The organism is bacterium (assembly GCA_019912885.1).
GTDB lineage: Bacteria > Lernaellota > Lernaellaia > JACKCT01 > JACKCT01 > JAIOHV01.
Map to the genome: position 1 here is coordinate 49,316 of JAIOHV010000169.1, position 23,638 is coordinate 72,953.

At 63.7% G+C, this 23,638-nt stretch carries 13 protein-coding genes; 7 read left to right on the top strand and 6 right to left on the bottom strand.

Annotated features, from left to right (window positions below; all coding sequences use genetic code 11):
- Positions 1-535: 535 nt before the first annotated feature.
- Positions 536-2,509 (top strand): acetate--CoA ligase, encoded by a 1,974-nt coding sequence (acs, locus tag K8I61_14810; protein ID MBZ0273307.1) that lies wholly within the window; start codon positions 536-538, stop codon positions 2,507-2,509.
- A gap of 186 nt (positions 2,510-2,695) precedes the next feature.
- Here the strand turns inward: acs and K8I61_14815 are convergent, their stop codons facing one another.
- Entirely contained in the window at positions 2,696-3,235 is a 540-nt protein-coding gene (locus K8I61_14815; GenBank protein MBZ0273308.1) for a periplasmic heavy metal sensor, read from the bottom strand.
- A gap of 282 nt (positions 3,236-3,517) precedes the next feature.
- Between K8I61_14815 and K8I61_14820 the strand changes: the two genes are divergently transcribed.
- Entirely contained in the window at positions 3,518-5,614 is a 2,097-nt protein-coding gene (locus K8I61_14820; GenBank protein ID MBZ0273309.1) for a S8 family serine peptidase, read from the top strand.
- A 264-nt stretch (positions 5,615-5,878) separates the two neighbouring features.
- Here the strand turns inward: K8I61_14820 and K8I61_14825 are convergent, their stop codons facing one another.
- Positions 5,879-6,541, bottom strand: coding sequence for a ferritin-like domain-containing protein (locus K8I61_14825; protein MBZ0273310.1), 663 nt, complete (start codon positions 6,539-6,541; stop codon positions 5,879-5,881).
- Between the two features lie 221 nt (positions 6,542-6,762).
- Between K8I61_14825 and K8I61_14830 the strand changes: the two genes are divergently transcribed.
- Positions 6,763-7,611: a class I SAM-dependent methyltransferase gene (locus K8I61_14830; GenBank protein ID MBZ0273311.1), complete on the top strand. Its 849-nt coding sequence runs from the start codon at positions 6,763-6,765 to the stop codon at positions 7,609-7,611.
- 3 nt (positions 7,612-7,614) lie between these two features.
- Here the strand turns inward: K8I61_14830 and K8I61_14835 are convergent, their stop codons facing one another.
- Positions 7,615-7,848 (bottom strand): hypothetical protein, encoded by a 234-nt coding sequence (locus K8I61_14835; protein MBZ0273312.1) that lies wholly within the window; start codon positions 7,846-7,848, stop codon positions 7,615-7,617.
- A 181-nt stretch (positions 7,849-8,029) separates the two neighbouring features.
- On the opposite strand from K8I61_14835, the gene K8I61_14840 reads away from it, so the two are divergent.
- The gene (locus K8I61_14840) at positions 8,030-14,224 is read left to right on the top strand and encodes a radical SAM protein (GenBank protein MBZ0273313.1); all 6,195 of its coding nucleotides are present in this window, start codon (positions 8,030-8,032) and stop codon (positions 14,222-14,224) included.
- 201 nt (positions 14,225-14,425) lie between these two features.
- Here K8I61_14840 and K8I61_14845 read toward each other — a convergent pair whose 3' ends face one another.
- Positions 14,426-15,016: a hypothetical protein gene (locus K8I61_14845; protein ID MBZ0273314.1), complete on the bottom strand. Its 591-nt coding sequence runs from the start codon at positions 15,014-15,016 to the stop codon at positions 14,426-14,428.
- 166 nt (positions 15,017-15,182) lie between these two features.
- Positions 15,183-16,928, bottom strand: coding sequence for an arginine--tRNA ligase (gene argS / locus K8I61_14850; protein MBZ0273315.1), 1,746 nt, complete (start codon positions 16,926-16,928; stop codon positions 15,183-15,185).
- Positions 16,929-17,158: 230 nt separating this feature from the next.
- On the opposite strand from argS, the gene K8I61_14855 reads away from it, so the two are divergent.
- From K8I61_14855 to K8I61_14865, 3 genes are all read left to right on the top strand, one after another.
- Complete coding sequence (locus K8I61_14855; GenBank protein MBZ0273316.1) at positions 17,159-18,184, top strand: hypothetical protein; 1,026 nt, start codon at positions 17,159-17,161, stop codon at positions 18,182-18,184.
- A 173-nt stretch (positions 18,185-18,357) separates the two neighbouring features.
- Positions 18,358-18,498 (top strand): hypothetical protein, encoded by a 141-nt coding sequence (locus tag K8I61_14860; protein ID MBZ0273317.1) that lies wholly within the window; start codon positions 18,358-18,360, stop codon positions 18,496-18,498.
- Positions 18,499-18,848: 350 nt separating this feature from the next.
- Complete coding sequence (locus K8I61_14865) at positions 18,849-22,952, top strand: S8 family serine peptidase (protein MBZ0273318.1); 4,104 nt, start codon at positions 18,849-18,851, stop codon at positions 22,950-22,952.
- A gap of 250 nt (positions 22,953-23,202) precedes the next feature.
- Here K8I61_14865 and K8I61_14870 read toward each other — a convergent pair.
- Positions 23,203-23,638, bottom strand: a 436-nt coding sequence (locus K8I61_14870; GenBank protein MBZ0273319.1) for a hypothetical protein, incomplete at its 5' end; no start/stop codon positions are given.

Consider the following 23,638-nt stretch of genomic DNA (forward strand, 5'->3'; position numbering starts at 1 on the left):
AGACTGGCGTCTCTCTGAGGGAGGGTAGCAATCAGGTAGTTGAACCAGGAAGGAAGGAGGGTGTCCTTCGTTCTCGCAAAAACAACTATGCCACACTGCCCAGGGCACGTCAACAATTTTCTGAGCCTCGCCGCAAATTTTTGATGATTGGCGAGCGAGCTTGCGAAAATCGCGTTTGCGCGTGCCACGCCCGAAACCAAATATAGCGTCAACTTCCTTGAAAATATTGAACTTTGCGTCCAATGTCCCGCGATTTTCCACGATCGGTCAAAATTACAAAAAGGCGACGACGGCGGCATCAGATTTCTGTCACGCGCGTCCTGCGGTGCTCCGGCCGGACTCGAACCGCGATTTGTCAGCTTTGGGTGCAACGACCACCGCGACCTTGAAAAAACGGCGCGCTTTCGATTGCGATCGGGCGCCCGGCCGGTGTAAATGGACGTTCGGTGATTGATCTCCCCTGTCGATGGGGCCCCTAGGTATGCCAGCGTCCGCGCGTCCATCGCATCGCGCCGGCCGCGCGTTTGGAGGAGCCATGTCCAATTCCAAGACGATCGACTCCATCAGCCTCGAAAACCGTGTCTTTCCCGTGCCCGAGGGTTTCCGCGACAAGGCGTGGATCAAGACCCGCGAGGACTACGAGACCATGTACCGGCGTTCGATCGAGAACCCGGACGCGTTCTGGGGCGAAATCGCGGACACCTTCTGGTGGGAAAAGAAATGGAATCGCGTGTCTTTCGGCGATTTTCACAAACCCGAAATCCGATGGTTTGACGGCGGCCGGACGAACATCACCGTCAATTGCCTGGACCGCCACCTCGACGCACGCGGCGACCATGTCGCGTACTTCTGGGAGGGCAACGAGCCCGGCGAGGATCGGCGCATCACCTACCGCGAGCTGTACGAGGATGTCTGCCGCACCGCGAACGTGCTGCGTGAGCTGGGCGTGAAAAAGGGCGATCGCGTCTCGATCTATCTCCCCATGATCCCCGAGCTTGTCGTCGCCGTGCTCGCTTGCGCGCGTATCGGCGCGATTCACAGCGTCGTGTTCGCCGGCTTTTCGGCCGAGTCGCTCAAGGACCGCATCCTTGACGCCAACTGTACGTTCGTCATCACCGCGGACGCGGTCATGCGCGGCTCCAAGCCGGTGCTTCTGAAAAAGGAAGCCGACGAGGCGATTCGCCTGTGTGCCCGCGCGGGGCACGAGGTCAGAACGTGCCTCGTTGTACGTCGCACGGGCGACGCGGTCGACTGGACCGGCGGCCGCGACCGCTGGTGGCACGATCTCGTGCCGAAAGCCCCATCCGAATGCGCTCCCGAAATCATGGACGCGGAAGATCCGCTGTTCGTCCTTTACACGTCGGGTTCGACGGGAAAACCCAAGGGCGCGCTGCACACCATCGGCGGGTACATGATCTTTACGGCGACGACGTTCAAATACGTCTTCGACTACCACGACGGCGATGTTTTCTGGTGCACCGCGGACATCGGGTGGGTGACCGGCCACAGCTATATCGTGTACGGCCCGCTCGCGGCCGGCGCGACGAGCGTGATGTTCGAGGGCATTCCCACCTACCCCGCGCCCGACCGCTTTTGGGAGATTTGCGCGAAGTACAAGGTCAATATTTTCTACACCGCGCCGACGGCGATCCGCGCCATCGCAGCCCAAGGCGCGGACTGGGTGAAAAAGCACGACCTGTCGAGCCTGCAACTGCTCGGCACGGTGGGCGAGCCGATCAATCCCGAAGCGTGGATGTGGTACTACGAAACGGTGGGGGGCGGGCGCTGCCCCATCGTCGATACGTGGTGGCAGACGGAGACCGGCGGCATCCTCATCACGCCGCTGCCGGGCATCTGCAATATCAAGCCCGGTAGCGCGCAGATCCCGTTTTTCGGCGTGGAGCCCGCGGTCATCCGTGACGACGGCTCGGAGGCGGCGGTCAACGAGGGCGGATTCCTCGTCATCCGCCAGGCGTGGCCCGGCCAGATGCGTACGGTTTACGGCGACCACGAACGATTCAAACAGACGTATTTCTCACAGTACCCGGGCAACTACTTCACGGGCGACGGCGCGCGCCGCGACGCCGATGGCGACTTCTGGCTCATGGGGCGCATCGACGACGTCCTCAACGTTTCGGGGCATCGCCTGGGGACGGCGGAGGTGGAGTCGGCTCTCGTTTCGCACGAGTGGGTCGCGGAGGCCGCGGTCGTGGGGTATCCGCACGAGATCAAGGGACAGGGCGTGTATGCCTACGTGACGCTGAACAAGGGCGTCGAAGGCAACGACGACCTGAAAAAAATCCTCGCGACGCACGTGCGCAAGGAGATCGGCGCGATCGCGGTGCCGGACGTCATCCACTTCACGGACGCGCTGCCCAAAACGCGCTCGGGCAAGATCATGCGCCGCATTCTCAAGAAGATCGCCGCCGGCGACACCGGCAACCTCGGCGACACGACGACGCTCGCCGATCCGAGCGTGGTGGAGCAGTTGCTGGGTTCGAAAGGCTGAAACTGCCAATCAACACAAATTCACGAAGGGGACAAAGACATTCGGCTCCTGAGGGTGACAACCCGCCGATTGCCGCCTGGCGGCGATCGCCGTCCAGAACAAAAGCCCCCGCCGTGACACGGGGGCTTTTGCCGCGAACTTCCAGCCTTTCGGCTTACCGGCCCTTCAGCCTTTCAGCCTTTCTTCTCAATATCCCTCGATGTACGGATCGCCGCCCGGCATTCCGGGCGCCATCCGCGGCGGGCCGCCACGATGCATGCGCTTGTCCAAGCCCCGCGGATGAGCCGCTTGCAGTTTGTCGATCTGCTCGCGGGTCAGCACCTCGCGTACCTTAACCTCCGTCTCGATGCGTTGCTTGAGAAGCGCTTCCTTCGACTTGGCCAGTTCCTCGGCGACCCTCAGGAAGCGGTCCACGTCGAATTCCGGTTCGTCGCGCACGTCGTCGAGGTTTTTCTGCGCCTGTTTTGCCGCCTGGCGAGCGGCCTGCGCTTTCGCGCGGTGATCGTCGAGAATCGCTTGCAGCCGCGTGACCTGTTCGTCCGTCACGCCGGCTTCCTTGGCCGCTTCAAGGTGATTGATCGCAAAACGTACATCGGAAAGAACATTGACCTGCGGCGGTCCGTGCCGCTTGCCTTCGAACGGCTGCGCGGACGCGGGGATCGCGATCGCGAGCGCCAACGCGCAGGCGAGCGCCGTCACCGCCAGAACACCCAACTTTCTTTTCATGGGAAATCTCCTTCGTTGACCCAGGGACCGCTTCCGCGGCGTCACGTTTCGCCCCATTGGACACCCCTTTGGGGGGCGCGTTCAAGGAAAAAATGAAGGCGAGCAAAGAGAAAAGAGGAAAGAGGAACGCGTCCTGACGCCGCACAGGCCGGCGCGACCCATCAGAAACATTTCGGAGCGCGAACCTCTTTCCTTTTTTTCTTTCCTCGGGAGTTTTCTCTTTTTTCGCGTGCGATGTTATGCTGCCGCGCTTTTTTACGACGCTTCCGAACCGGGAGGGAGATGATGAAAAGAACCGTTCTCGCGCTCGCGATCGTGTTTGCGGTCCTCGTCGGCGCGGCTGTCGCCGATGACGCGATACGCCTTCGCAACCGCACGCTGACCCCCGCGCCGCTCACCGACGTGCCGGGCACGATCGCCAAACTCGCCGGGCGCCACGCGCTTGTACAACTCCACGACGCGCCGAACGCCGAGGAACGCGCGCGGCTTCATGCGGACGGCGTGCGCCTGCTCTCGCCCGTCGGCCCGCGCGCCTTCACGGCGTTTATCGCTGACGGCGCGCGCCTTTCGATCGCCTCCGAGAAAAACATCCGCCATGCGGGCGCGCTCGAGACAGTCGACAAGATCCACGCTCTTCTCGCCAAAGGCGTCGTGCGCGAGGTGGAAAATGGGCACGACGACGGCAAGCGCGTGTTCGCCATCGAGACGCACCTGGACGTTTCCGAGGATGCCGGCCGTGCGGTGATCGAAGGCGCAGGGCTTGAGGTGCTGGAGTCGGTCGCCGTCACGCGGACCTTCATGGCGCGCGGGTTGCCTTCCGCGGCGAATACGCTCGCTCTTGCGGACGAAATTCTGTTTGTCGCCGAGGGGCTTCCGCCCCTTGGCCCGAATCTGGATGTCGCCAAGCCGATGGTCGGCGGCGACGTGGCCAACGCGGCGCCCTATTCGGTAACGGGTGACGGCGTGAGCGTGTTCGTACTCGACGGCGGCACGATCCTGCCGTTTCCGCACGACGACCTGATGGACCGCCAGGTGGTCAACGGTATCCCCTTCCCGGACATCACCGGCCACGCGCACAACGTATCGTGCATCGTCGGCGGCAACGGATTCCGCTCCGACGGGCTCTACGAAGGCATCGCGCCCGAGGCGTTCATCGTCTCGTCGTTCGTGCTCCCGCTGTCGATTCCACCGCTGTACAACTCGCCGGGCAACATGAACATCGCGTACAAGAACGCCATCCAGGAGCACGGCGCGACGGTGTCGAACAATTCCATCGGCGCCAACCTCGCGCGTCTGGGCAACCGCTTTTGCGACATGGAAGGCGATTACGAGGCCACCGCGCGGCTGATCGACACGCTCGTGCGCGAGGAACACGGGCGCATCTCGATTGTTTGGTCGGTGGGCAACGAGCGCGGCTACGGCGCCTGCGGCACGAACTTCAACACCGTCGCTCCGCCCGCCACGGCGAAAAACTCCATCGCGGTCGGCGCGCTCGACAAGGAAGACCTGGACATGACTTCGTTCTCGAGCTGGGGCCCGACGGACGATGGCCGCTTGCGTCCGGACGTGTCCGCGCCGGGTTGCGACAAGGATTTCTCCGGCATCAACGCCTGCTTCCTGTTCAATCAGTACGTCGGATATTGCGGCACGAGCCAGGCCGGCCCGGTCGTCGCGGGCGGCGTCGCGCTCGTTCAGGAATATTGGCGCCGCGAGGTCGGCGGCGAGGATCCGTGGGCTTCCACCACCAAGGCGCTTGTCATCCACGGCGCGAAAACGCTGACCGACGGCGACGGCCCAACCTTTCGAGCGGGTTACGGCGCTCTGGACATCCCCCCGACGCTCGACCTCATGACGCAGGCCATCATCGTCGAGGACGAACTTGACCAGAGCGGCACGTACACGATCGACCTTGTCGCCGACGGCGGTCCGGCGAAGGCGACGCTGGTGTGGACCGATCCACCGGCGACGACCTTCGCGGCCGTGACGCTCGTCAACGATCTGGACCTGGCGATCCGCGAGGGCGACTCGAAGACGCACCTTCCGTGGATTCTCGATCCGGCGGATCCGAACGCCGACGCGACGCGCGGCGCGAACCACCGCGACCCCGTGGAACAGGTGGAGATCGCGAACCTGGAGGCCGGCACAGCGCTGAAACTCTACGTCACCGGCACGACGGTCCCCGATGGCCCGCAGCGATTTTCGCTTGTCGTCTCCGGCCTGACCGAAGGGGCGCCCCTGGATGACGACGACGCGGACGATGACGACACCGGGGACGACGACGCGACCGACGATGATGACGCCTCGGATGATGACCAGGCGGCCGATGATGACGATGACGATGATGACGACGACGACGACGGAGGCTGTTGCGGCTGCTAGCGAGAAAGGAAACAGGAAATAAGAAAGCAGGAAACAGGAAGTCGCGAGAGGCCGTTTACGGGGAACGTTGCCGTAAGGGGTGGTAGCGCCCATTGTGTTGCCGTCAACGAAAAGCGGCCCGCCGAGGTGTTTCGGCGGGCCGCTGATCTTTTTGTTGTTCGTGGCGACGGCAGCGAAATCCCATCCATCGCGCGCGGATCGACTTCGGACGTTGTGACGAATCTATTTTCTAATTTCTATCTCCTGTTTCCACCGTCCTCTTTCCTATTCCTTGTCCTCATCCTCGTCCGTTTCCTCGTCCTCATCCTCGTCCGTTTCCTCGTCCCAATCTTCGTCGTATGGCTCTTCGTCTTCGTTTTCCTCGGCGGCGACATCCTGCGCGACGCCGTAGCCTTCGTTCTCCGAGCGCAGCAGGTCTCGGTCGACCGCTTCGGCCTCCTCTCCGTAGGCGCGCCGGTTTGTCTCGCGGGCAATGTCGTTGAGCAGGCGATCAGCGGCCTTTTCCTCGTCGAGCGTCTGCCGCAGTAGCTCGGCGGCGCTCGTCATGCCCATCAGCTCCGCCCAGGTGTGCAGCGTGCCGTAGGTGGCGATCTCGTAGTGTTCCACCTTCTGGCCGGTGACGATGAGGCCCGCGTCGCGCACGGCGGAATCGCCCTTGTCGCGGATGATCGCGGCGCCCTCTTCCTTGAGCCCCTCGATCGCCGGGCAGGTCTTGCCGCGCGCCGAGACGCCGAGGTCCTTGAAGATACGCTCCAGGCGCTCGACCTGCCCTTCGGTCTGGCGGCGGTGCGACTCGAACGCGGTGCGAAGGCGTTCGTTGGCCGCGGCCTTGGCCATCTTCGGAAGCGTCTTCAGGATTTCTTTTTCAGCGTAGTAGATGTCCCGCACCTCGTTCAAAAACAGCTCTTTCAATGTATCGGTCGGCATCGATGACCTCCTTGGGAATGATCGCGGAAACGGTTGGGAGCAAAAAACCCGGACGCGTTGATTTCCAAAAAACACACTATCGCGCTCAATTCGCTTATGCCGTGAGCGGATTCACCGCTCTCGCTTCGAAAATCTGCCAAAAGGTGCGCTCACGGAATTTCGTCTGACCCGAATGCGGAAGCCGGTGCGTCGCACGCACCGAACGAGAAGGAGAGCGCGTCATGGACAGCATCGATCTGAAGCAACGCGAGCTTTCGAACTGGACGAGCGTCGCGCCCGGGTGGGAAAAATGGGACGAGCTTCTGATGCGAAGCGCGGCGCCCGTCGCGGCGCGCCTTGTCACCCTGGCGGGGATCGGCCCGAAGCACCGCGTGCTGGATATCGCATCCGGCACGGGCGAACCGGCGCTTACCATCGCGGCGCACGTGGGACCGAACGGCTCGGTGCTGGCGACGGATTTCGTCGAACCGATGCTCGCGTACGCGCGCGAGAAGGCGCGGCGTCGCGGCCTTGCGAACGTCGTGTTCGATTGCCTGGACGGCGAGGCGCTGTCGGTGCCGCCGGAGAGCTTCGACGCGGTGACGATCCGCTGGGGCCTCATGTTCATGCCCGATCCGGTCGCGTGCCTTTCGCATTGCCGCGAGGCGCTCAAGCCCGGCGGACGCATCGCGGTCGCGTGTTGGGCGGAGCCGGAGCGCAACGTTTGGGCCTCGACGCCGGCGATGATCATCCGCGAGCACCTCAAACTGCCCGCGCCGCCGCCGGACATGCCCGGCATTTTCGCGTTCGGCGACGGGCGGCGGCTTGCGTCGGTTCTCGAAAAGGCGGGATTCACGGACGTGGAGATCGCCGAACAGCCGGTGCAATGGGGACCGTTCCTGTCCGCGCGGCAGGCGCTCGGCTTTCTTCTGGATCTGGCCGGGCCGATCGCCGCGACTCTCGCGAAAGCCCCACCGGATAAACTCGACGCGATCCACGAGGACATCGTCTTCGCGTACGAGGAATATCAGACTGACGGCGGCGTCGCGCTTCCGGGCGTGACGTGGGTGGCGTCGGCGCGGAGGGCGTAAGCCTCAGCGGTCTTTGCGTTCCGGCCTCGCCGCTTCGTCAATGATTGCGTTGATCTCGTAGGGATCCGAGACGGTTATTTTTTTCATGGCGCGCTGTTGCAACGCGATGTCCTTCTCGCGTGCCTGGCGGCGCAGGGTGGTTTCGCTTTTCGTCGCGCGTTTTTTCCGGCCGCGCGAGGGCTTTGATCGCTTGTCAGTCATGGTTCGTTTCCTTGAGTCATCCACGGCGTGACCCACTGACTCAATAACACGATCCCGCGGCCGGCGAACACACCCATTTCGCGGAGCGCGCTTATTGTATCCCGCGATGCCGCTTACGTATTTCCTTCCGCCGAATCGGGCGATTCACCTTGCGCGCGCGGCGCGCGTTCCGCTACGATGCCATGCTACCCGTGAATAAGGGGAATTGCGTCGTCTGATGCCTGAAAAGTTCGATCTGCTGCTTGCGATGTGTCCGCCCTACGGGCCGGAGTCGCCGCCGCTTTCGCTGGCGAGCCTGACGGCCTCGGCGCGCGCGGCCGGTTTTTCGGTGACCGTGCGCGACTACAACATCCGGGTCTATCGCGCCGTCGACGAAATCGAGCGCGACAACTGGAACATGGACACCAAGACGCAGTGGGTCTGGCCGTCGATGATCGCCTCGACGTGGGAGAAGTACCGCGAATCGCTCGAGGCGTGTGTGGAGGATCTCATCGCGTCCGAGGCCGACGTTTACGGCTTCTCGGTCCACTCCGACAACCGCAACATGACGCAGGAGATCATCCGCCGCCTCAAGGCGCGCAAGCCCGAAGCGTTCGTGGTGGTCGGCGGCATGGGCGTGTACGCGCAAAAGGCCGCACGCGTTTTCGAGCAGGCGCTCGTGGACGTTTTCGCGATGGGGCCGGAGGGCGAGAACACGCTGATCGAGCTTCTGCGCGCGCGCCGCGAATCCCGGCCGGTCACCGATGTTCCGGGCGTGATGTCCGTCGGCGAATACACCTATTCGGAGATCACGCAGCGCAAGCCGGTGGAGCGGCTCGACGTCTTCCCCTGGCCGACGTTCGAGGACTTCGATCTTTCGCAGTACAAGACGCCGAACCTGCCCATCGTCACGTCGCGCGGGTGCAAGGCGCACTGCCTGTTCTGCAACGACCGTGTCATCATGGGCCCGCAGCGCAACCGCACGGCGGAAATCCTGTTCGAGGAGATCAAGCATCACGTCGAGGTGCTCGGCGTGCGCGACTTCTCGTTCAACGATCTTCAGATCAACTACAACATCGAGGAGATCGACCGCTTCTGTAACATGGTGCGCGAGTGGGGCGAGGAGATTCGCTGGAACGCGAACGCGATCATCTCCGAGGCGCTGCAACCCTCCATCCTCTCGAACCTGCGCTCGGCCGGATGCCACACGCTGACGCTCGGCGTGGAGTCCGGCTCCGAGGCGATGGTTAAGAAGATGGGCAAGGGCTACAAAATGGCCACCTGCCGCCGCGTGCTCAAGGACATCCGCGAAGCGGGCATCAACCTTTGGGTCAACATCGTCGTCGGCTTCCCCGGCGAAACCGACCAGACGATCGGCGAGACCATCGAGTTTCTCGCCGGCAACGCGCAGCTCATCAACGAGGTGTGCGTTTGCAATACGTGCAACCTCATCGAATACAGCATCCTGCACGACAAATTCGAAAAGTTCGGCATCGCGACGGCGGAGGACCCCGACTGGTGGGAAGTCTCCTGGCAGACCACCGACGGCGCGAACACGTTTGAAAAACGCATGGAGTGGCTCGGGCAGATCCTCGACGTGCTGCGCCTGATGGGCACCAAGGTCCGCCAGACGAACTACTACTTCGAAAGCCCGGACGTGGCGCGCAAGAAGGAGTCCGTCGATATCGTGCTTGGCGTCGCGCCGCCGATCGACGTTTCCGCGCCGCCGTATCAACTGGCGCAAACCTCGTCGTACCTGGCCGCGCGCGGCATCGCGAACGCGGTTGTCGATCTGAACATCCACGCGTATCGAAAGGCGTCCGCGGATCAGCGCGGATTCTGGGACGCGGGCCGGCGCGACGAGTGGGCGCATCCGGACAACCTGCGCCAGCGCATGGAAACGATCGGCCTGGACGCCGCGGCGATGGCCGACCGCCTGCTTGCCCGCAAGTCCAGGGCGATCGCGCTTTATGCCGAGCGCGGAAACAACTATCTGACGAAAATCATCCTCGAGATGATTCGCGCCAGGGACCCCGAACGCAAGACGATCCTGTTCGGCTCCGTGCCGGGGAGTTTCGTCGAGCGCAGCATCCACGCGGACACCGTGTGCGATTACATGGTGACCGGCGAGCCGGAGGAAAGCCTTGCGGATCTGACCGCCCGCATCGTGCGCGGCGATTCGATCGATACGCTGCGCGGCGTGCGTTATCTGCAACCGGACGGGAACAAGAAGCTGATCCCGCGCGAGCCGATGAAACACCTGGATCTCATGCCCGCGCCGGATTATCGCGAGCTGCACCCGGTCGATTACGGCGGGCAATACAACATCCGCGCATCGCGCGGCTGCCGGTATCGCTGCGCGCACTGCGGCGATCAGCCGAAGGAAGGTCCCGCGCGCTATCGCCCCGCGCAGGCGGTGTTTGAGGAGATGCGCGACGCGTTCCGCCGCTTCGACGTCCGCGGATTCCGCTTTCAGGATCTCATCATCAACGGCAACCCGAAACAGTTGCGCGAGATGTGCGATTTGCTGATCGACGCGAAGATCCCGATCCACTGGCACGCGGATATCGCCCCGACCTCGGAGATGACCGCGGACCTGTATCGCAAGATGAAGGCGGCGGGCTGCCGCGCGCTGACGTTCGGCATCGAGTCGCTTTCGGACCGCGTCTTGACGCAGCTTGGCCGCCCGTACACCGCGCGGGTCGCGATGGAGAATCTGCGCGACGCGCACGAGGCCGGCATCGAGACGCACGTCAACATCATGGTCGGCGCGCCATGCGAAAAGCAGGAAGACTTCTACCGCACCGCACGGCTGCTCAAGCAGGCCGAACCGCATATCGACGTGATCGACACGGTGCTGCCGGTGCGGGTGCTCTCGCGCACCGCGTTCGAACTGTTTCCGCAAAAGTACGAGATCATGCTGCCCGACGGCGGGCACGAGCACACCTGGAGCGCGTGCGGGTTCAACAACGAAAACTGGCGCAAGACGCGCGCGATCGAGATGGCGATCTGGGTCGCCGGGCTCGACGTGGTTTTCAACTACGACTTTTTCGTGCCGCGCTACCACCCGGTGCGCCGCATGGAGGCGCGCGTCCGCCAGCGAATCCACGACAAGAGCCTCGAGACGGATATCGATGTCGTCATCGTCAACCTGCCGCCGTGGGGTTTCACCAACCCGCCGTGCGGGCCCGCGGTGCTGGCGTCGTATCTGGATTCGCGCGGGTTCGCGACGAAGGTCGTGGACTACAACGTCGCCTGGTACAACCGCGCACCCGAGGAATGGAAGCTCCTGTGGCACGTCGAGAACAAGAACTACTGGTCAAACGACGACACGTGGGAAGTCCTGCTCTTTGGCCTGCGCAAATACCTAGACGACGCGGTGGACGAAATTCTCGCGCACGATCCGAAGCTCGTCGGCGTTTCCGTGGTCGATCCGAAGGAGCGCTGCGCGGTCGAGCTCGTTCACATGCTCCGAAAACGCGCGCCGGAGGTCACGATCGTGCTCGGCGGACCGGCGATGTTCACGCCCGACTACCGGACGATTTTCTTTGAGCGCGCGGGCCACGAGATCGACGGATACATCGTCGGCGAGGGCGAGGAGACGCTGCTTGACTGCGTGCGCGCGGTGAAGGACGGCCGATCGATCCGCGGCATCCCCGGCGTTATCGTGCTGAATGACGACGCGTCGCTCGACTACACGCCGCGCGGCTCGATCGCGGACCTGGATTCGGTCCCCTTCCCCACCTACAAGCATTTCGACATGACGCAGTACCACGGCAATTCGCTCGTGCTGGAGTGGTCGCGCGGGTGCGTGGCGAAATGCGTGTATTGCAAGGGCAAGGACTTGGCGGGCACGTACCGCAGCCGCACCGCGGAGCACATCTTCGCCGAGCTGAAATACGACGTGGAGGTTCTCGGATATCGCAGTTTCACGATCTCCGACAACATCCTGAACGGCCGGCCGAAGATGCTCGACAAGCTCTGTGACATGATCATCGAGGCGAAGTTGCCGATCCGCTGGAATGCGGAGGCCGCGCCGATGAAAAACCTGACGCCGGAATTATTGCGCAAACTGAAGGCGGCGGGCTGCTTCGAGTTGCAGCTTGGCCTCGAGGTCGGTTCGGACAACGTGCTTGCGCTCATGAACAAGGGCAAGCTGTTCACCGTCGAGAGCGCGACGAAGGTTTTCCGCGACGCGCACGACGCGGGCATCAAGACATGCATGTTCTGCATCGTCGGTTTCCCCGGCGAGACGGAAGAGGATTTTCAAAAGACGCTGGAGATGATCGAGGCCAACGCGCCGTGGATCGACCAGATCAAGTCGATCAACGCGTGCGTCATCATCACGGGCACCGAACTGCATGTGCAGGCCGGCAAGTGGGGGATGTCGCTGCCGAAGGACGACTTCCATTACCTCTGGACGGACGGAAACGGCCTGTCGATCGACGAGCGCAAAAACCGCATCCGCCGCGTGCTCGCGCTCGTGCAGAAGCTCGGCAAGGAATGCCTGGAGACGAACCTCACCGAGGGCAAGCAGAACGAACTCGCCGCCGAATCGAAATCCGAGAACCTGCCGGTGGCCGAGCGTTTCGCGCGCTTGATCCGGCAAATCAACAATCTCGGCAGCTTCGATCCGGGCGCGTTCGGCGAAAAGGGCAAGACGATTCGCGTGCCCACGCTCGAAGAGGACTTCAAGCGCGAGAAGGACCTCGACTACGGCACCGCGGAGACTTTCCTCAACGCGAAAAGCGCGGCCGAGATCATGGCAAAGACTTACGGCACTCCTGGCGGCGACGCGGCGTACGCCGGCGCGGGGACCGTTTCGGGAATGGGCACGGTCACGGGCAATGGCGCGAAGGCGTCTTCCGTCCATTCAGTCCATTCGGTCCATGATGTCCATCCGGTGCATCCCGTGCATTCCAACGGCCACGCCGAACCCGCCAACGGGAACGGGCACGTCCAGGAAATCACGCCTGTCAAATTCCTCTCCCGCAACCTGCACCTGGCGGGGATCCGGAGCCAGGAGCGTGTCTACGCCGGCCCGAAGATTCTGGAAATCGACCTGACCAACAAGTGCAATCTGCACTGCGTCGGGTGCTGGAACCACGGGTACGAGATGGGCGGCGACCGCTGGACCGGCGAGATGTTCCGGCGCACGCTCGCGACGAAAACCGTGCTGAAGGCGATCGATGACGCCGCGCGCGCCGGCGCCGAGATGGTGCAGTTCTCCGGCGCGGGCGATCCGATGCTGCATCCGGATTTCCTGGCCATCGTCGCGCGCGTGAAAAGCCACGGCCTGCGCTGCACGGTCATCACCAACGGCACGATGCTGACGGACAAGAACGTCAAGAAGCTCGTCGAGCTTGGCCTCGACAACCTGACCGTCAGCGTCTGGGCCGGCACCGCGGACATGTACGAAAAGACGCACCCGGGAACCAAACCCAAGGTGTTCGAGGCGATCCGCGCGTCGCTCAAGAATATGCACGCGGAGAAAAAGCGGCAGAAAAGATTCCGCCCGCACGTGAAGATCTACAACGTCATCAATCATGTGAACGCGGGCGGCATCGACGACATGATCAGCTTCGCGCTCGACGCGCTCGTCGATCACGTGGAGTTCACGCCGGTCGATATCATCGCGGGCAAATCCGACGCGCTCGCCATCACCGCGCAGGATCGCGAATTGATCGGCACGCAGCTCGACGGCCTGACGCGCCGCGACGACTACCTGGAACTCGATCCGAACCAGACGCCGCGCTCCGCGGAGAATACCGGCGAGGGCAAGGAGTTCGCGCGGTTCGTGAAGTACGGCGCGGTGTCGTGGGATTTCAAATACGAGCTCGACGACATCCGCCGCTTTGACGTGCTGTGCGAACGCAAGAGCTGGCGCCTTGACGTCACCGAGGACAACAAGGAAGAAAACGCGCTCATCTTCCAGTACCCCGTCGAGGAGTGTACGGCCTGCCCCGTGCAGAACAAATGCAGCATCGACAAGGAACGTTTCGTTGTTCCCGTGCCGTTCTTGTCAATCCTTGGCTTTGGCGCGTTCTACCGGCGCATCACGAGCCGCGACGCGTCGACCGGCGGATACGACGGCGAGGCGACGCGCAACCTGGCGTGCAATATCGGCTGGACGTACACGCGCATCGGCACCGACGGCGCGGTCGTCCCGTGCTGCAAGGGCTACAAGAAGCCGATGGGCAACCTCAAGAGCGACGCCTTCCTCGATGTATGGACAGGCGACGCCTACCGCGAGTTCCGCGAGAAGGCGATCAACCTTCCCAAGGACGACCCCTACTTCGCCGAGATCGCGTGCATGAAAGCGTGCGACAACCTCGGCATGATCTACCGCGCCAAAGACGCCCTCGACCGCCTGACCGACGACGAGCGCCGGCTACTCGACGAGGCGGAAGAACACGGGTTCGGGGAGATGTGAGGACGCGGAGTAGGCCGAAAGACTGGAAGGCTGAAAGGCTGGAAGGTCATCGCGGAGAGCATTCACCGCGAAGACGCGAAGAACGCGAAGCGGACGCAAAAGAGTGATGAATCAGGCCGCTTTTTGTCGTTGTTGCTTTCGTCGCCCGGCGTTTACACCGTCAAACCGAGTCCGCGTTACGTCATCCTGAGCGCCACCTCGTCATCCTGAGCGAAGCGAAGGATCTGGCCCTGCCCCAGACGACGCCGTTAACTCGCCACCTTTGATCAACCGTGCGGCCGCGGCGGATCCCAGCAATTCGGACAGCGCGACGCAAATACTCTCGATCCGGCTCGCGTCGTTCGACAAAAACAACAACGCGACTCCGGTCCCGTGGTACGCGCACGCGGGAATGTCGCCTCCGCGCAAAATATTCAAGCGAGTTTCGCACCAATCCGTCTCGCGCGCCGCGTGCTGATATACCATCACCACATTCGACGGTTCCTTCGAAAGAAAATCATGACAAACGCGCGCGGAAACGTGTTTTCGAGACGCCGTCCCCGCCGCGACGCCGGTGTCCGGATCGATAAAAACATCGCCGATCGGCTTCTCTCCGGCTTCAAGAATATTCGACGGTGATACGCCAAGAATTCTCGCGTACGCGATTTTCAATTCGTCGGTCTCTGTTGCTTCCGATGTGCGCGGAAACATCGGCACGACTTGCAGATTCCGGATCGCACCTTTCTCGCGCAGATATGCAAACATCGCGCGCTTCCAAAAATCAAGAGCATCACCGAGATAATTGCGATTCATTTCACGCTCCTTCTACCTGGGGCGCGCCAGATCCTTCGCTTCGCTCAGGATGACGGAAGCACGCGCCAGATAACACCGCTACGAAATTGTTGCCGATCCGTATTGCAATAGCCTTTCAGCCTTCCAGATTTCCAGCCTTCCAGTCTACCAGCCTTTCAGCCTCTTCCTACATCGTCTCCGGCGCGCTGATCCCCAGTATCGCCAGCACATTGCGCGTCGCCTGGCGGATCGCCCAGAGGAACGCGAGGCGCGTGCGCGTGAGTTCGGCGTCGTCGGAGATGATGCGGTGCTGGAAGTAATACGGGTGGAACATGCCCGCGAGTTCCATGACGTACACTGTCAGCCGGTGCGGCTCGCGGTCGAGCGCGGCGCGGCGCACGACGTTCGGCAATTCCGCGAGGTGCTGCGCGATTTGAACCTCCTCCGATTCGCCGAGGCGTGAAAGATTGATGCCCGCGTCGCCCTTCGGCTTCGCGAGGATGGTCTCCACGATCGGCATTGCGTCGCCGATGTTATCGCCGCCCGCGCCCGCGGCGAGGATCGCGTCCGCGTCCGGCACGTCGATGCCCGCTTCGGCCGCCTTGGCGAACACCGAGCAGATGCGCGCGTGCATGTATTGCACGTAAAAGACGGGGTTCTTGTTCGAGCGGTCCTTCGCGAGATCGACGTCGAAATCGAGCTGCGAATCGTGCCGGCGCATTAAAAAGAAAAAGCGTGTCGCGTCCGCGCCGACTTCCCCGGTCAACTCGCGCAGCGTCACGAACTCGCCCGCGCGCGTACTCATCGAAACGCGCTCGCCGCCGCGTAGCAGGTTCACCATCTGGATCAGCAAACACGTCAGCATGTGCGGGTCGCGGCCGAGCGCGCCGATCGCCGCTTTCATGCGCGCGATGTAGCCGTGGTGATCCGCGCCCCAGATGTCGATAAGCTGATCGAACCCGCGGTCGATCTTGTCGCCGTGATACGCGACGTCCGCCGCGAGGTACGTCGTCTCGCCCGTGGACTTCACCAGCACGCGGTCCTTCTCGTCGCCGTAATGCGTGCTGCGAAACCACAACGCGCCGTCCTGCTCGAATGCGAGGCCGCTCGCCTTCAGAGCCTCGAGCTTCTGGCGCACCAGCCCCCGCTCGTGCAGCGAGCGTTCGGAATAGAAATGATCGAACGTGACGCCGATGGCGGCGAGGTCGTCCTCGATCTCCTTCAGGATCCGCCCGGCAGCGAACTGCGCGATCATCGGAATGTCGGCCTCGGTCAGGCCGCCGCCGCGCTCGGCGCGCAGCGCCCGGGCGTGCTCGCGGATATACGCGCCCTGGTAGAGCCCGTCGGCAAGCGGCTCGTTCTTTTTGTCGATGAGCTGCCGGTAACGCAGCCACGTCGATCGGCCCAGCGTTTCGATCTGCACGCCGGCGTCGTTGATGTAGTACTCGCGAGAGACGTGAAAGCCGGCCGCCGCGAGCACGCGGGAAAGTGCATCGCCCGTCACCGCGCCGCGCCCGTGGCCGATGTGCAACGGCCCCGTGGGATTCGCGGAAACGAATTCGACGAGCACGCGCCGGTCCGCGCCGTCGTCCACTCGCCCGAAGTGATAGCGCTCGGCCGCGACGCGGCGGATGACATCGAACAGCCCGGCCTTCTTCAAAAAGAAATTGATGAATCCCGGTCCCGCGATCTGCGTGCGTTCGATGAGCCCGCCTGCATCGCCAAGGCGCTTGACGATTTCGCGCGCGACGTCGTGCGGGTTCTTGCCCGCGCCCTTGGCGGCGATGAGCGCGACGTTGGTCGCGTAGTCGCCGTGCGCCTCCAGTTTGGGGATCGTCAATTCGACATTCGGCGGCGCCGCGTTCGGGAAATAGCTGTCCGCGGCAAGCGCGGCAAGAACGGCGGAGATGTTTTCGGCGAGTCGGTCTTTCATAAGCGCCAATATGACCCGTGTTTTGAGGATGCGGAAAGGAAAATTTTCCCGCGCGCGTTGTCTATCACGCGGCGCGCGAATCGGGCAACGCGAAAATCGGCGTGACAACGCGCCGCGACGGTGGCAGATTCAGGCGCATGAACGCACATCGGAAATTCGGAAATGTCGGTTCGCGCGCCGGGAGCGCAGGCGTCCCGCCTGCTTCGGCGCGGAATCGAAAAGGAACATTCGTGCCGGTGCGAGCCGACCGCGCGCTGTCGCTTACGGCCCTGACATTCGTCGTTGCATTCGCGTTTGCCGGGCCGGCGCACGCGCTCGATACGGAGATCGGCTACGGCGGGCATGCGGCGATCCACGTCGGTGCGTTTTTCGTCGACAGCTCCGGCATCAACGACTACCTCGCGCCGGCCGGCGCCGACGAGTTCAACGACTCGGCCCTGACCTTCGGCGGCGAGATCTACGGCGTCATCTTTGAGCGGCTAATCCTCGGCGGCGCGGGCGCGGTGTCGCGGCAGGAGGTCGGCGGCGACCGTATGGACGCCTCGCTCACAACATCGACGTTCACGCTCGATTTCGGATTCCTGCTGTGGGATCTCAAGGGATTTCGCGGCTATCCCGTCATCGGATTCGGGTACGCGGGCACGCTGCTTGACGTGGAGGGCGATTACGTCGACCTGCCGTTCGCCGAGCAGGCCGGGCTGTCGTACATCCCGATGGGCGACGCGGGCGACGGCACGATTCGCCTCGCGACCGACGAGTCCGTCAACCTCACCTACGGCTCATTCGCGCTGAAGGCCGCATTTCATTTCGACTACGTTTACCCGTTCGCACGCGGGGATCACGGCGGCTTCGCATTTTTCCTGACCGGCCTTCGCGCGGGCGTGCTCGTCGACGCGATCTCGACGGGCTGGCTCATCGACGGCGGCGAGGACTTAAACGGCGACGAGCCCGACTTCCGCAATAATATCGGATTCGTGCGCCTTGCTTTCGGCTTCGGCGGCGGCGTCTCCGATGCGGACGTGAAGAAGAACTGGGATCGCCACGAACGCATGTGGCACCGCCATCATCCATACGGACCGTATCATCACCATCCGTACCCCGGGCCGCCGCCCGAGGAACCGGAGGACGCGGAGCCCGAAAAGAAAACCGAACCCGCGCCGCCAGCCGAGCCGGCAAGCCCGCCCGCGGATGAGGGCGACGACGAACCCGCGCCCCGTTCGGACGAGGGCAACGCAGGCGGCGAACCGCGCGACTGATTCCGAAAACTCACCTTTTCTCTCAAAAGTTTACGAATCTTCCGGCGACGGGCATCGCGCGGGTGATCTGCAACTGATTATTGCAACATAATCAATGCCTTGCAGTAGCAGTCCCTATTGGCATCGCAATTGCTTTTACTTCTCTTTGAGCGAATTACAAGGAGGCAGAAGCGATGACCATACATATCAACATGCGGCTTGTTCTCGTCGCCTTCATCGTCGCCTGGATGGGCATCGCCCTTGGCGCGTCAATCTGGGCTAACGGGCGTATAGCCGAAAACTCCGCGAACGCCTCGGCGGTTATCGGCCGCTAGACTCCCGGCCGGGCGCCGGCGAGCGCGCGGCCCTCGAATCGAAACCAACGGCGCCCTGCGCCGGGCAAGACCGCGGCAGCAAGCCGCGCAATCACCTCCATCACGCCGGGTCGCGCCGCGCACGACCCGGCGAATTTTTTTCTCGGCGGTACACGGAGAGCACGGAGGAGACACGGAGGACACCGAGCGAATTTGGCGGCTTGCGCCGTATGGCGGCTGATTGCTGATGACTGATCGCTGACGATTGATTGCCGACGGCTGATGGCTGACGGCTCGCATCGACATTTGCCGCGCGGCGATCATCGGCTAAACTTCGGCGTCTTAATGCTCGCCCTGGGGAGGGAGTTCCGTTGATTTCGCCCGCGCGCCTTTTGCTGGCCGCGTCGCTCGTGCTTTGCGCGGGCAACGCCCTGGCGTTTTCCCTCGTGGATATGACGCCGCACTACCTTGATTTCGAGACGAAACCGAACGAGGACGTTTTTCTCGTCTTCAATCAGTCGATCAATCCCGCGACGGCGACGCCCGGCAACGTGCGCCTTCTGAATCCGAACGGGACCGCGGTTTCCGCGTCGATCGCCGTCATCACGACGAACGTCGCCAACGACACCGTCGTCATCAATCCGGTCGGAAACCTCATGTTCGGCCGACGCTATCGCGTCTCGATCACCGCGAACCTGAAGGACGCGGGCGGCGGCGCCTTCGACGACAAATTTCCCGCCGGCCTGAACTGGTTCGTGCCGAACGTGCCCCTTGATCTCGCAAGACCCGTCTTCGATCCGCAACACATCCTGAGCATCTTCACGAACTCGAACGTGCTGCTTGGATTCAATCCGCTTGATCCCGAATCGACCGACCCCGCCGAGCCCTGGACGATCCCCGGTATCAACGCCACCGGCGCGTGGAAGGTCCACACGGGCCGGCCGGAGATCATGATCGCCGATATCGACAACGGCCTGTCGAGCTTCCACAGTCCGGAGATGCACGACCGCTTTTTCATCAACATGGGCGAGCTGCCGCCGCCGCTCGATGGCGCGACGCCGTGCGCGTACGACTGCAACGGCGACGGGCGATTTTCGTCGATGGACTACCTGAACGATCCGCGCGTCGATCACTCCGGGCGCTCGTACGTCGATCCGCAGGATCTCATCGACGCGTTTTCGAACGGCCTCGACGAGGACGGCAACGGCTTCGTGGACGACATCAGCGGCTGGGACTTTCTGCGCAACGTTAACACCCCGCTTGGCGTCTCGCAGTTCCCCGAAGGAACGCACTCCGGCCTTGTCGCCAGCGCGGCGGCCGCGCCCGGCGGCAATGGCGTGGGCGACAAACCCGGCGTATGCCCCGACTGCACGGTGATGGTCGTGCGCGTCACGGACGCCGTGCTCGGCGACGCGGACGCCATGGCCGCCGGCGCGCGCTACGCGCTCGACATGGGCGCGAGCGTCATCATGGTGCCGCTTGGCGCGGTCGATTATTCGCACGAGGCGATGGGCGTGTTTCGCGAGGCGCACGACGCGGGCGTGCTGTCGATCGCGGCATCCGGCGACGAGTGGGGCTATCACCACATCTACCCCGCCGCGTCGGATGACGTCATGAGCGTGCACGCGGTGCTGCCGATTCCTCCCATCGAGCTTGCGCCCGACATCTCGCTTGGCATCTTTGGTTTCACGGAAAGCTATTGCACCAACTGGGGAACGCACATCGACATCACCGTCTCCACGGGCGCGTGCAGCTCGGAGGCGGTCGGCAACGGCGCGGGCCTGGCGGGCCTGATTTATTCGTACGCCTTGCAGCGCGGCATCGGCATATCAGCGGAGGAAGTGCGTCAGATCATGATGATGACCGCGGACGACGTGGCGAGCCACTGCCTCACGCTCACGCCTGGCGGCTGCAAGGAAGGCTGGGACAACCACTGGGGGTACGGCCGCGTCAACGCGGAGCGCGCCCTATTCGCCCTGGGCGTGCCGGATCTCGGTATCCCCGAACGCATCCCGCCAGCCGTGCGCGTCACGAGCCCGCGCTACTGGGAGACGATTGACCCGACGCGCGATCCGCTCGTCGAGGTGGTCGGCGAGATTTCCGCGCGCGGCCGCACGTTCGACTGGGAGATCGCGATCGCGCTCGGCGGCGAGCCGGACGAGGACGAGTTCACCGCGGTCGCGCAAGGCACGAGCGACGCGCTCGACGGCCTCATCGACGCGTTCGACATCACGAGCGTCTATCCGCTCGACTCGCTACGCGCGATCGCAAACGGCCCGTTCGACAAGTCTTTCCACCTGCGCGTGCGCGCGTGGTACGCCGAGGGCACGGATGTGGTGATGGGCGAGACGCGCAAGACGATCGCCTTCAACATCGACGACGATCCGGACACCGGCTGGATGCCGGGCATGCCGCTTGATATCGGCCGCGCGGGCGAAGGGGCGCCGCTTCTTTACGATATCGACGGCGACGCGGACGGCAAGCTCGAAATCGTCGTCGCCACGTCGAGCGGCACGATCGAGGCGTACAAGATCGGCGCGAACGGCGCGTTCGCCATGATGAGCGGTTTCCCGGTCGAGCTGCCGCCGGTGGACGGCGTCAATCAGGGATCGAGCGGCGCGCCGGCGATCGGCGATCTTTTCCGCGACGGCCGCCCGATCGTCGTCGTGGCGACGACGGCCGGTCGCGTGTACGCGGTGTGGCCCGACGGCACGAACCACCCGGGCGGCCCGTTCGTTCCGGGCTTCCCGGTCGAGGCCGACGAGCCGGACAACGACACGCCGCTCACGTTTGCGCACGGCAACCGTTTTGTCGCAAGCCCCATCCTCGCGGACATGGACGGCGACGGATTGCTCGACATCGTCGCGGGCGCGTACGACCAGAAGGTGTATGTGTGGTCGCCGCTCGACACCGAGCCCGACGGCGAGGCCGACCGCCTGCCCGGCTGGCCCGTGCTGGTTCGGTCCGCGCCCGGGCTCGTGCCGCCCGATCGGGTGTGCTCAAGCGCGATACCCGCCTCGATTCTCGGCACGCCGGCCGTCGGCATCCTGGACCCGACAAGCGACGACACCGGGCTTTCGGACTTCCCTTCCGTCGTCGTCGGCACGACGGAGGTGTGCAACGACGGCGGCGAGATCACAAGCCGGCTCTATGGCATCTGGCACGACGGCAACGATCACGCCGGCGGTCCCTTCGTGCCCGGCTTCCCCGTGGCGCTGACCGATCCGATCGGTGACGAAATTCCGATTCCGCCGATGACAACCGGCGCCACGAGCACGCCGTCGGTGTACGTCAAGGACGGCAAGGCGTTCGTCGGCGTCGGCTGCTTCGGATTTCCGCCGCTGATGGTCGAATGGGAGGACGGCGTTGCGATCGAGCGTACCGCGCTGACCGGCCTGAATATTGCCGACTCCGCGTCCGCCTCCTGGGGCAAAATGCGCCCGGACGACGAGGATCCGTGGTTTTTCATGCCGACCGCGGGCCTTGCGAACATCACCGACGGGCAGTTCGCCCTGCTGTCGTTCAACCTCGCCGGTTGGGAGTTCGGCCGCTGGGGCAACGCGCGCATGCGCCACAAGCTCGACGACGTGCAGTTTTTGCAAAGCCCCGTCATCGCCGACCTGGACGGCGACGGCATGCAGGAGGCGATCTCCGCGTCGCTCGGCTACCTCGTGCGCGCGTGGAACGCCGACGGCGAGACGCCCGCGGGCTGGCCGAAGTACACGCAAAACGGCCACCTCAGCTCGGTGTCCGTCGCCGATGTGGACGCGGACGGCAAGTCCGAGCTTGTCGCGCACACGCTCGAGGGACGCCTGTTCGCGTGGGAAACCGTGGGCGACGCATGCAACGGCGAGGACGAACTCGCCGCCGAGTGGCGAACCTTCCATCACGACGAGCGCAACACGGGCTTCTACGGGGTCGATACGCTGCCGCCCGCGACGCCGAAAGACATGAAGGTCTATTTCGACGACGAGGACGTTGGCAAATACATCGTCGAGGTCACGGCGCCCGGCGACGATCACTTCTGCGGCGTCGCGATGACGTACGACGTGCGTTATATCACCGCGCCGCCGGCGGGCGATCCGATCGAAGCGTTCGAGCACGCGGCACCGATCGGCTCGCCGGTGCCCTCGCGCGGCGGGCAGCGCATCGACTTCGACGCCGATGCGCCCGGCGGCGTTTACGCGTTCGCGATGCGCGCGCAGGACGACGAGGGAAACCTCGGCCTGCCCACACCGTGGATCCTGCCCGAAGATCGCCCGGCCGATGACGACGACGCCGACGATGACGATGCGACCGACGACGACGCCGACGATGACGATGACGCCGGCGATGACGACGACGGCGACATCATCCCCCCCGCGGACGACGATGACGACACCGACGATGGCGCCACGCGCCCGGACCACCAGCGTCCGGACGATGAAGTTTTCGGCGACGACGATGACGACGACGGCTGCGGGTGCGGGTGCTGAGGCGAGCGTTTTTTTCGGCGGTACACAGAGAGCACAGGGGAGACACAGAGGACACGGAGAGAGGCGAATGGGGAATGCCTGTCGCACGGCGCTTATTGGTTCCGCGCGGTATTGTTTGGCATTCCCGCTTCGACGAACGCCGCGTTTTTCAAATGGACAAAAGCCTCCGTGTCCTCCGTGTCTCCCCTGCGCCCTCCGTGTACCGCCGACAATGATTTGCGATGACCTTCCAGACTTCCAGACTTCCAGACTATTCGCGCGTCTCCCACGTCTCCACGAACGGCGGGAGCGGGCAGCCGAGCGCGGCGGACACGACGCGCAGCATCTCCGCCTCGTCCACGGTGATCCACTTGTCGGCGAACGCCGCGTGCGCGCACGCGTCGATCACCTTGCGGCGGATGCCCATCGACGACGCGCCCAGGCGGTCGAGCGCGTGGGCAAGCGCTTCGAACGCGATCTCCCTTCCCGGCGCGGGCGCGGCGCCGTCGTCCAGATCCGGCAGGCGTTCGAGCCCCGCGCGCATGGCGCCGGCGGCGTCTTCGTCGCGGTCCGCGTGGCCCGCGCGCGCGATCGCGGCCAGCACCGCTTGAACGTCGCCTTTTAGCGGGTGGATGTAAAAGAAACGCACACGCGCAAGCCGCGCGGGATGTTCGGTCATGCGCCGGCGCACGAGATAGGCAACGCAG

What these genes read in the sequence shown, in the direction of transcription:
- K8I61_14825 (MBZ0273310.1), bottom strand. Translation starts at nt 6,541, where the DNA reads ATGCCGACCGATACATTGAAAGAGCTGTTTTTGAACGAGGTGCGGGAC.
- K8I61_14845 (MBZ0273314.1), bottom strand. Translation starts at nt 15,016, where the DNA reads ATGAATCGCAATTATCTCGGTGATGCTCTTGATTTTTGGAAGCGCGCG.
- K8I61_14860 (MBZ0273317.1), top strand. Translation starts at nt 18,358, where the DNA reads ATGACCATACATATCAACATGCGGCTTGTTCTCGTCGCCTTCATCGTC.
- K8I61_14815 (MBZ0273308.1), bottom strand. Translation starts at nt 3,235, where the DNA reads ATGAAAAGAAAGTTGGGTGTTCTGGCGGTGACGGCGCTCGCCTGCGCG.
- K8I61_14830 (MBZ0273311.1), top strand. Translation starts at nt 6,763, where the DNA reads ATGGACAGCATCGATCTGAAGCAACGCGAGCTTTCGAACTGGACGAGC.
- argS (MBZ0273315.1), bottom strand. Translation starts at nt 16,928, where the DNA reads ATGAAAGACCGACTCGCCGAAAACATCTCCGCCGTTCTTGCCGCGCTT.
- K8I61_14820 (MBZ0273309.1), top strand. Translation starts at nt 3,518, where the DNA reads ATGATGAAAAGAACCGTTCTCGCGCTCGCGATCGTGTTTGCGGTCCTC.
- K8I61_14840 (MBZ0273313.1), top strand. Translation starts at nt 8,030, where the DNA reads ATGCCTGAAAAGTTCGATCTGCTGCTTGCGATGTGTCCGCCCTACGGG.
- acs (MBZ0273307.1), top strand. Translation starts at nt 536, where the DNA reads ATGTCCAATTCCAAGACGATCGACTCCATCAGCCTCGAAAACCGTGTC.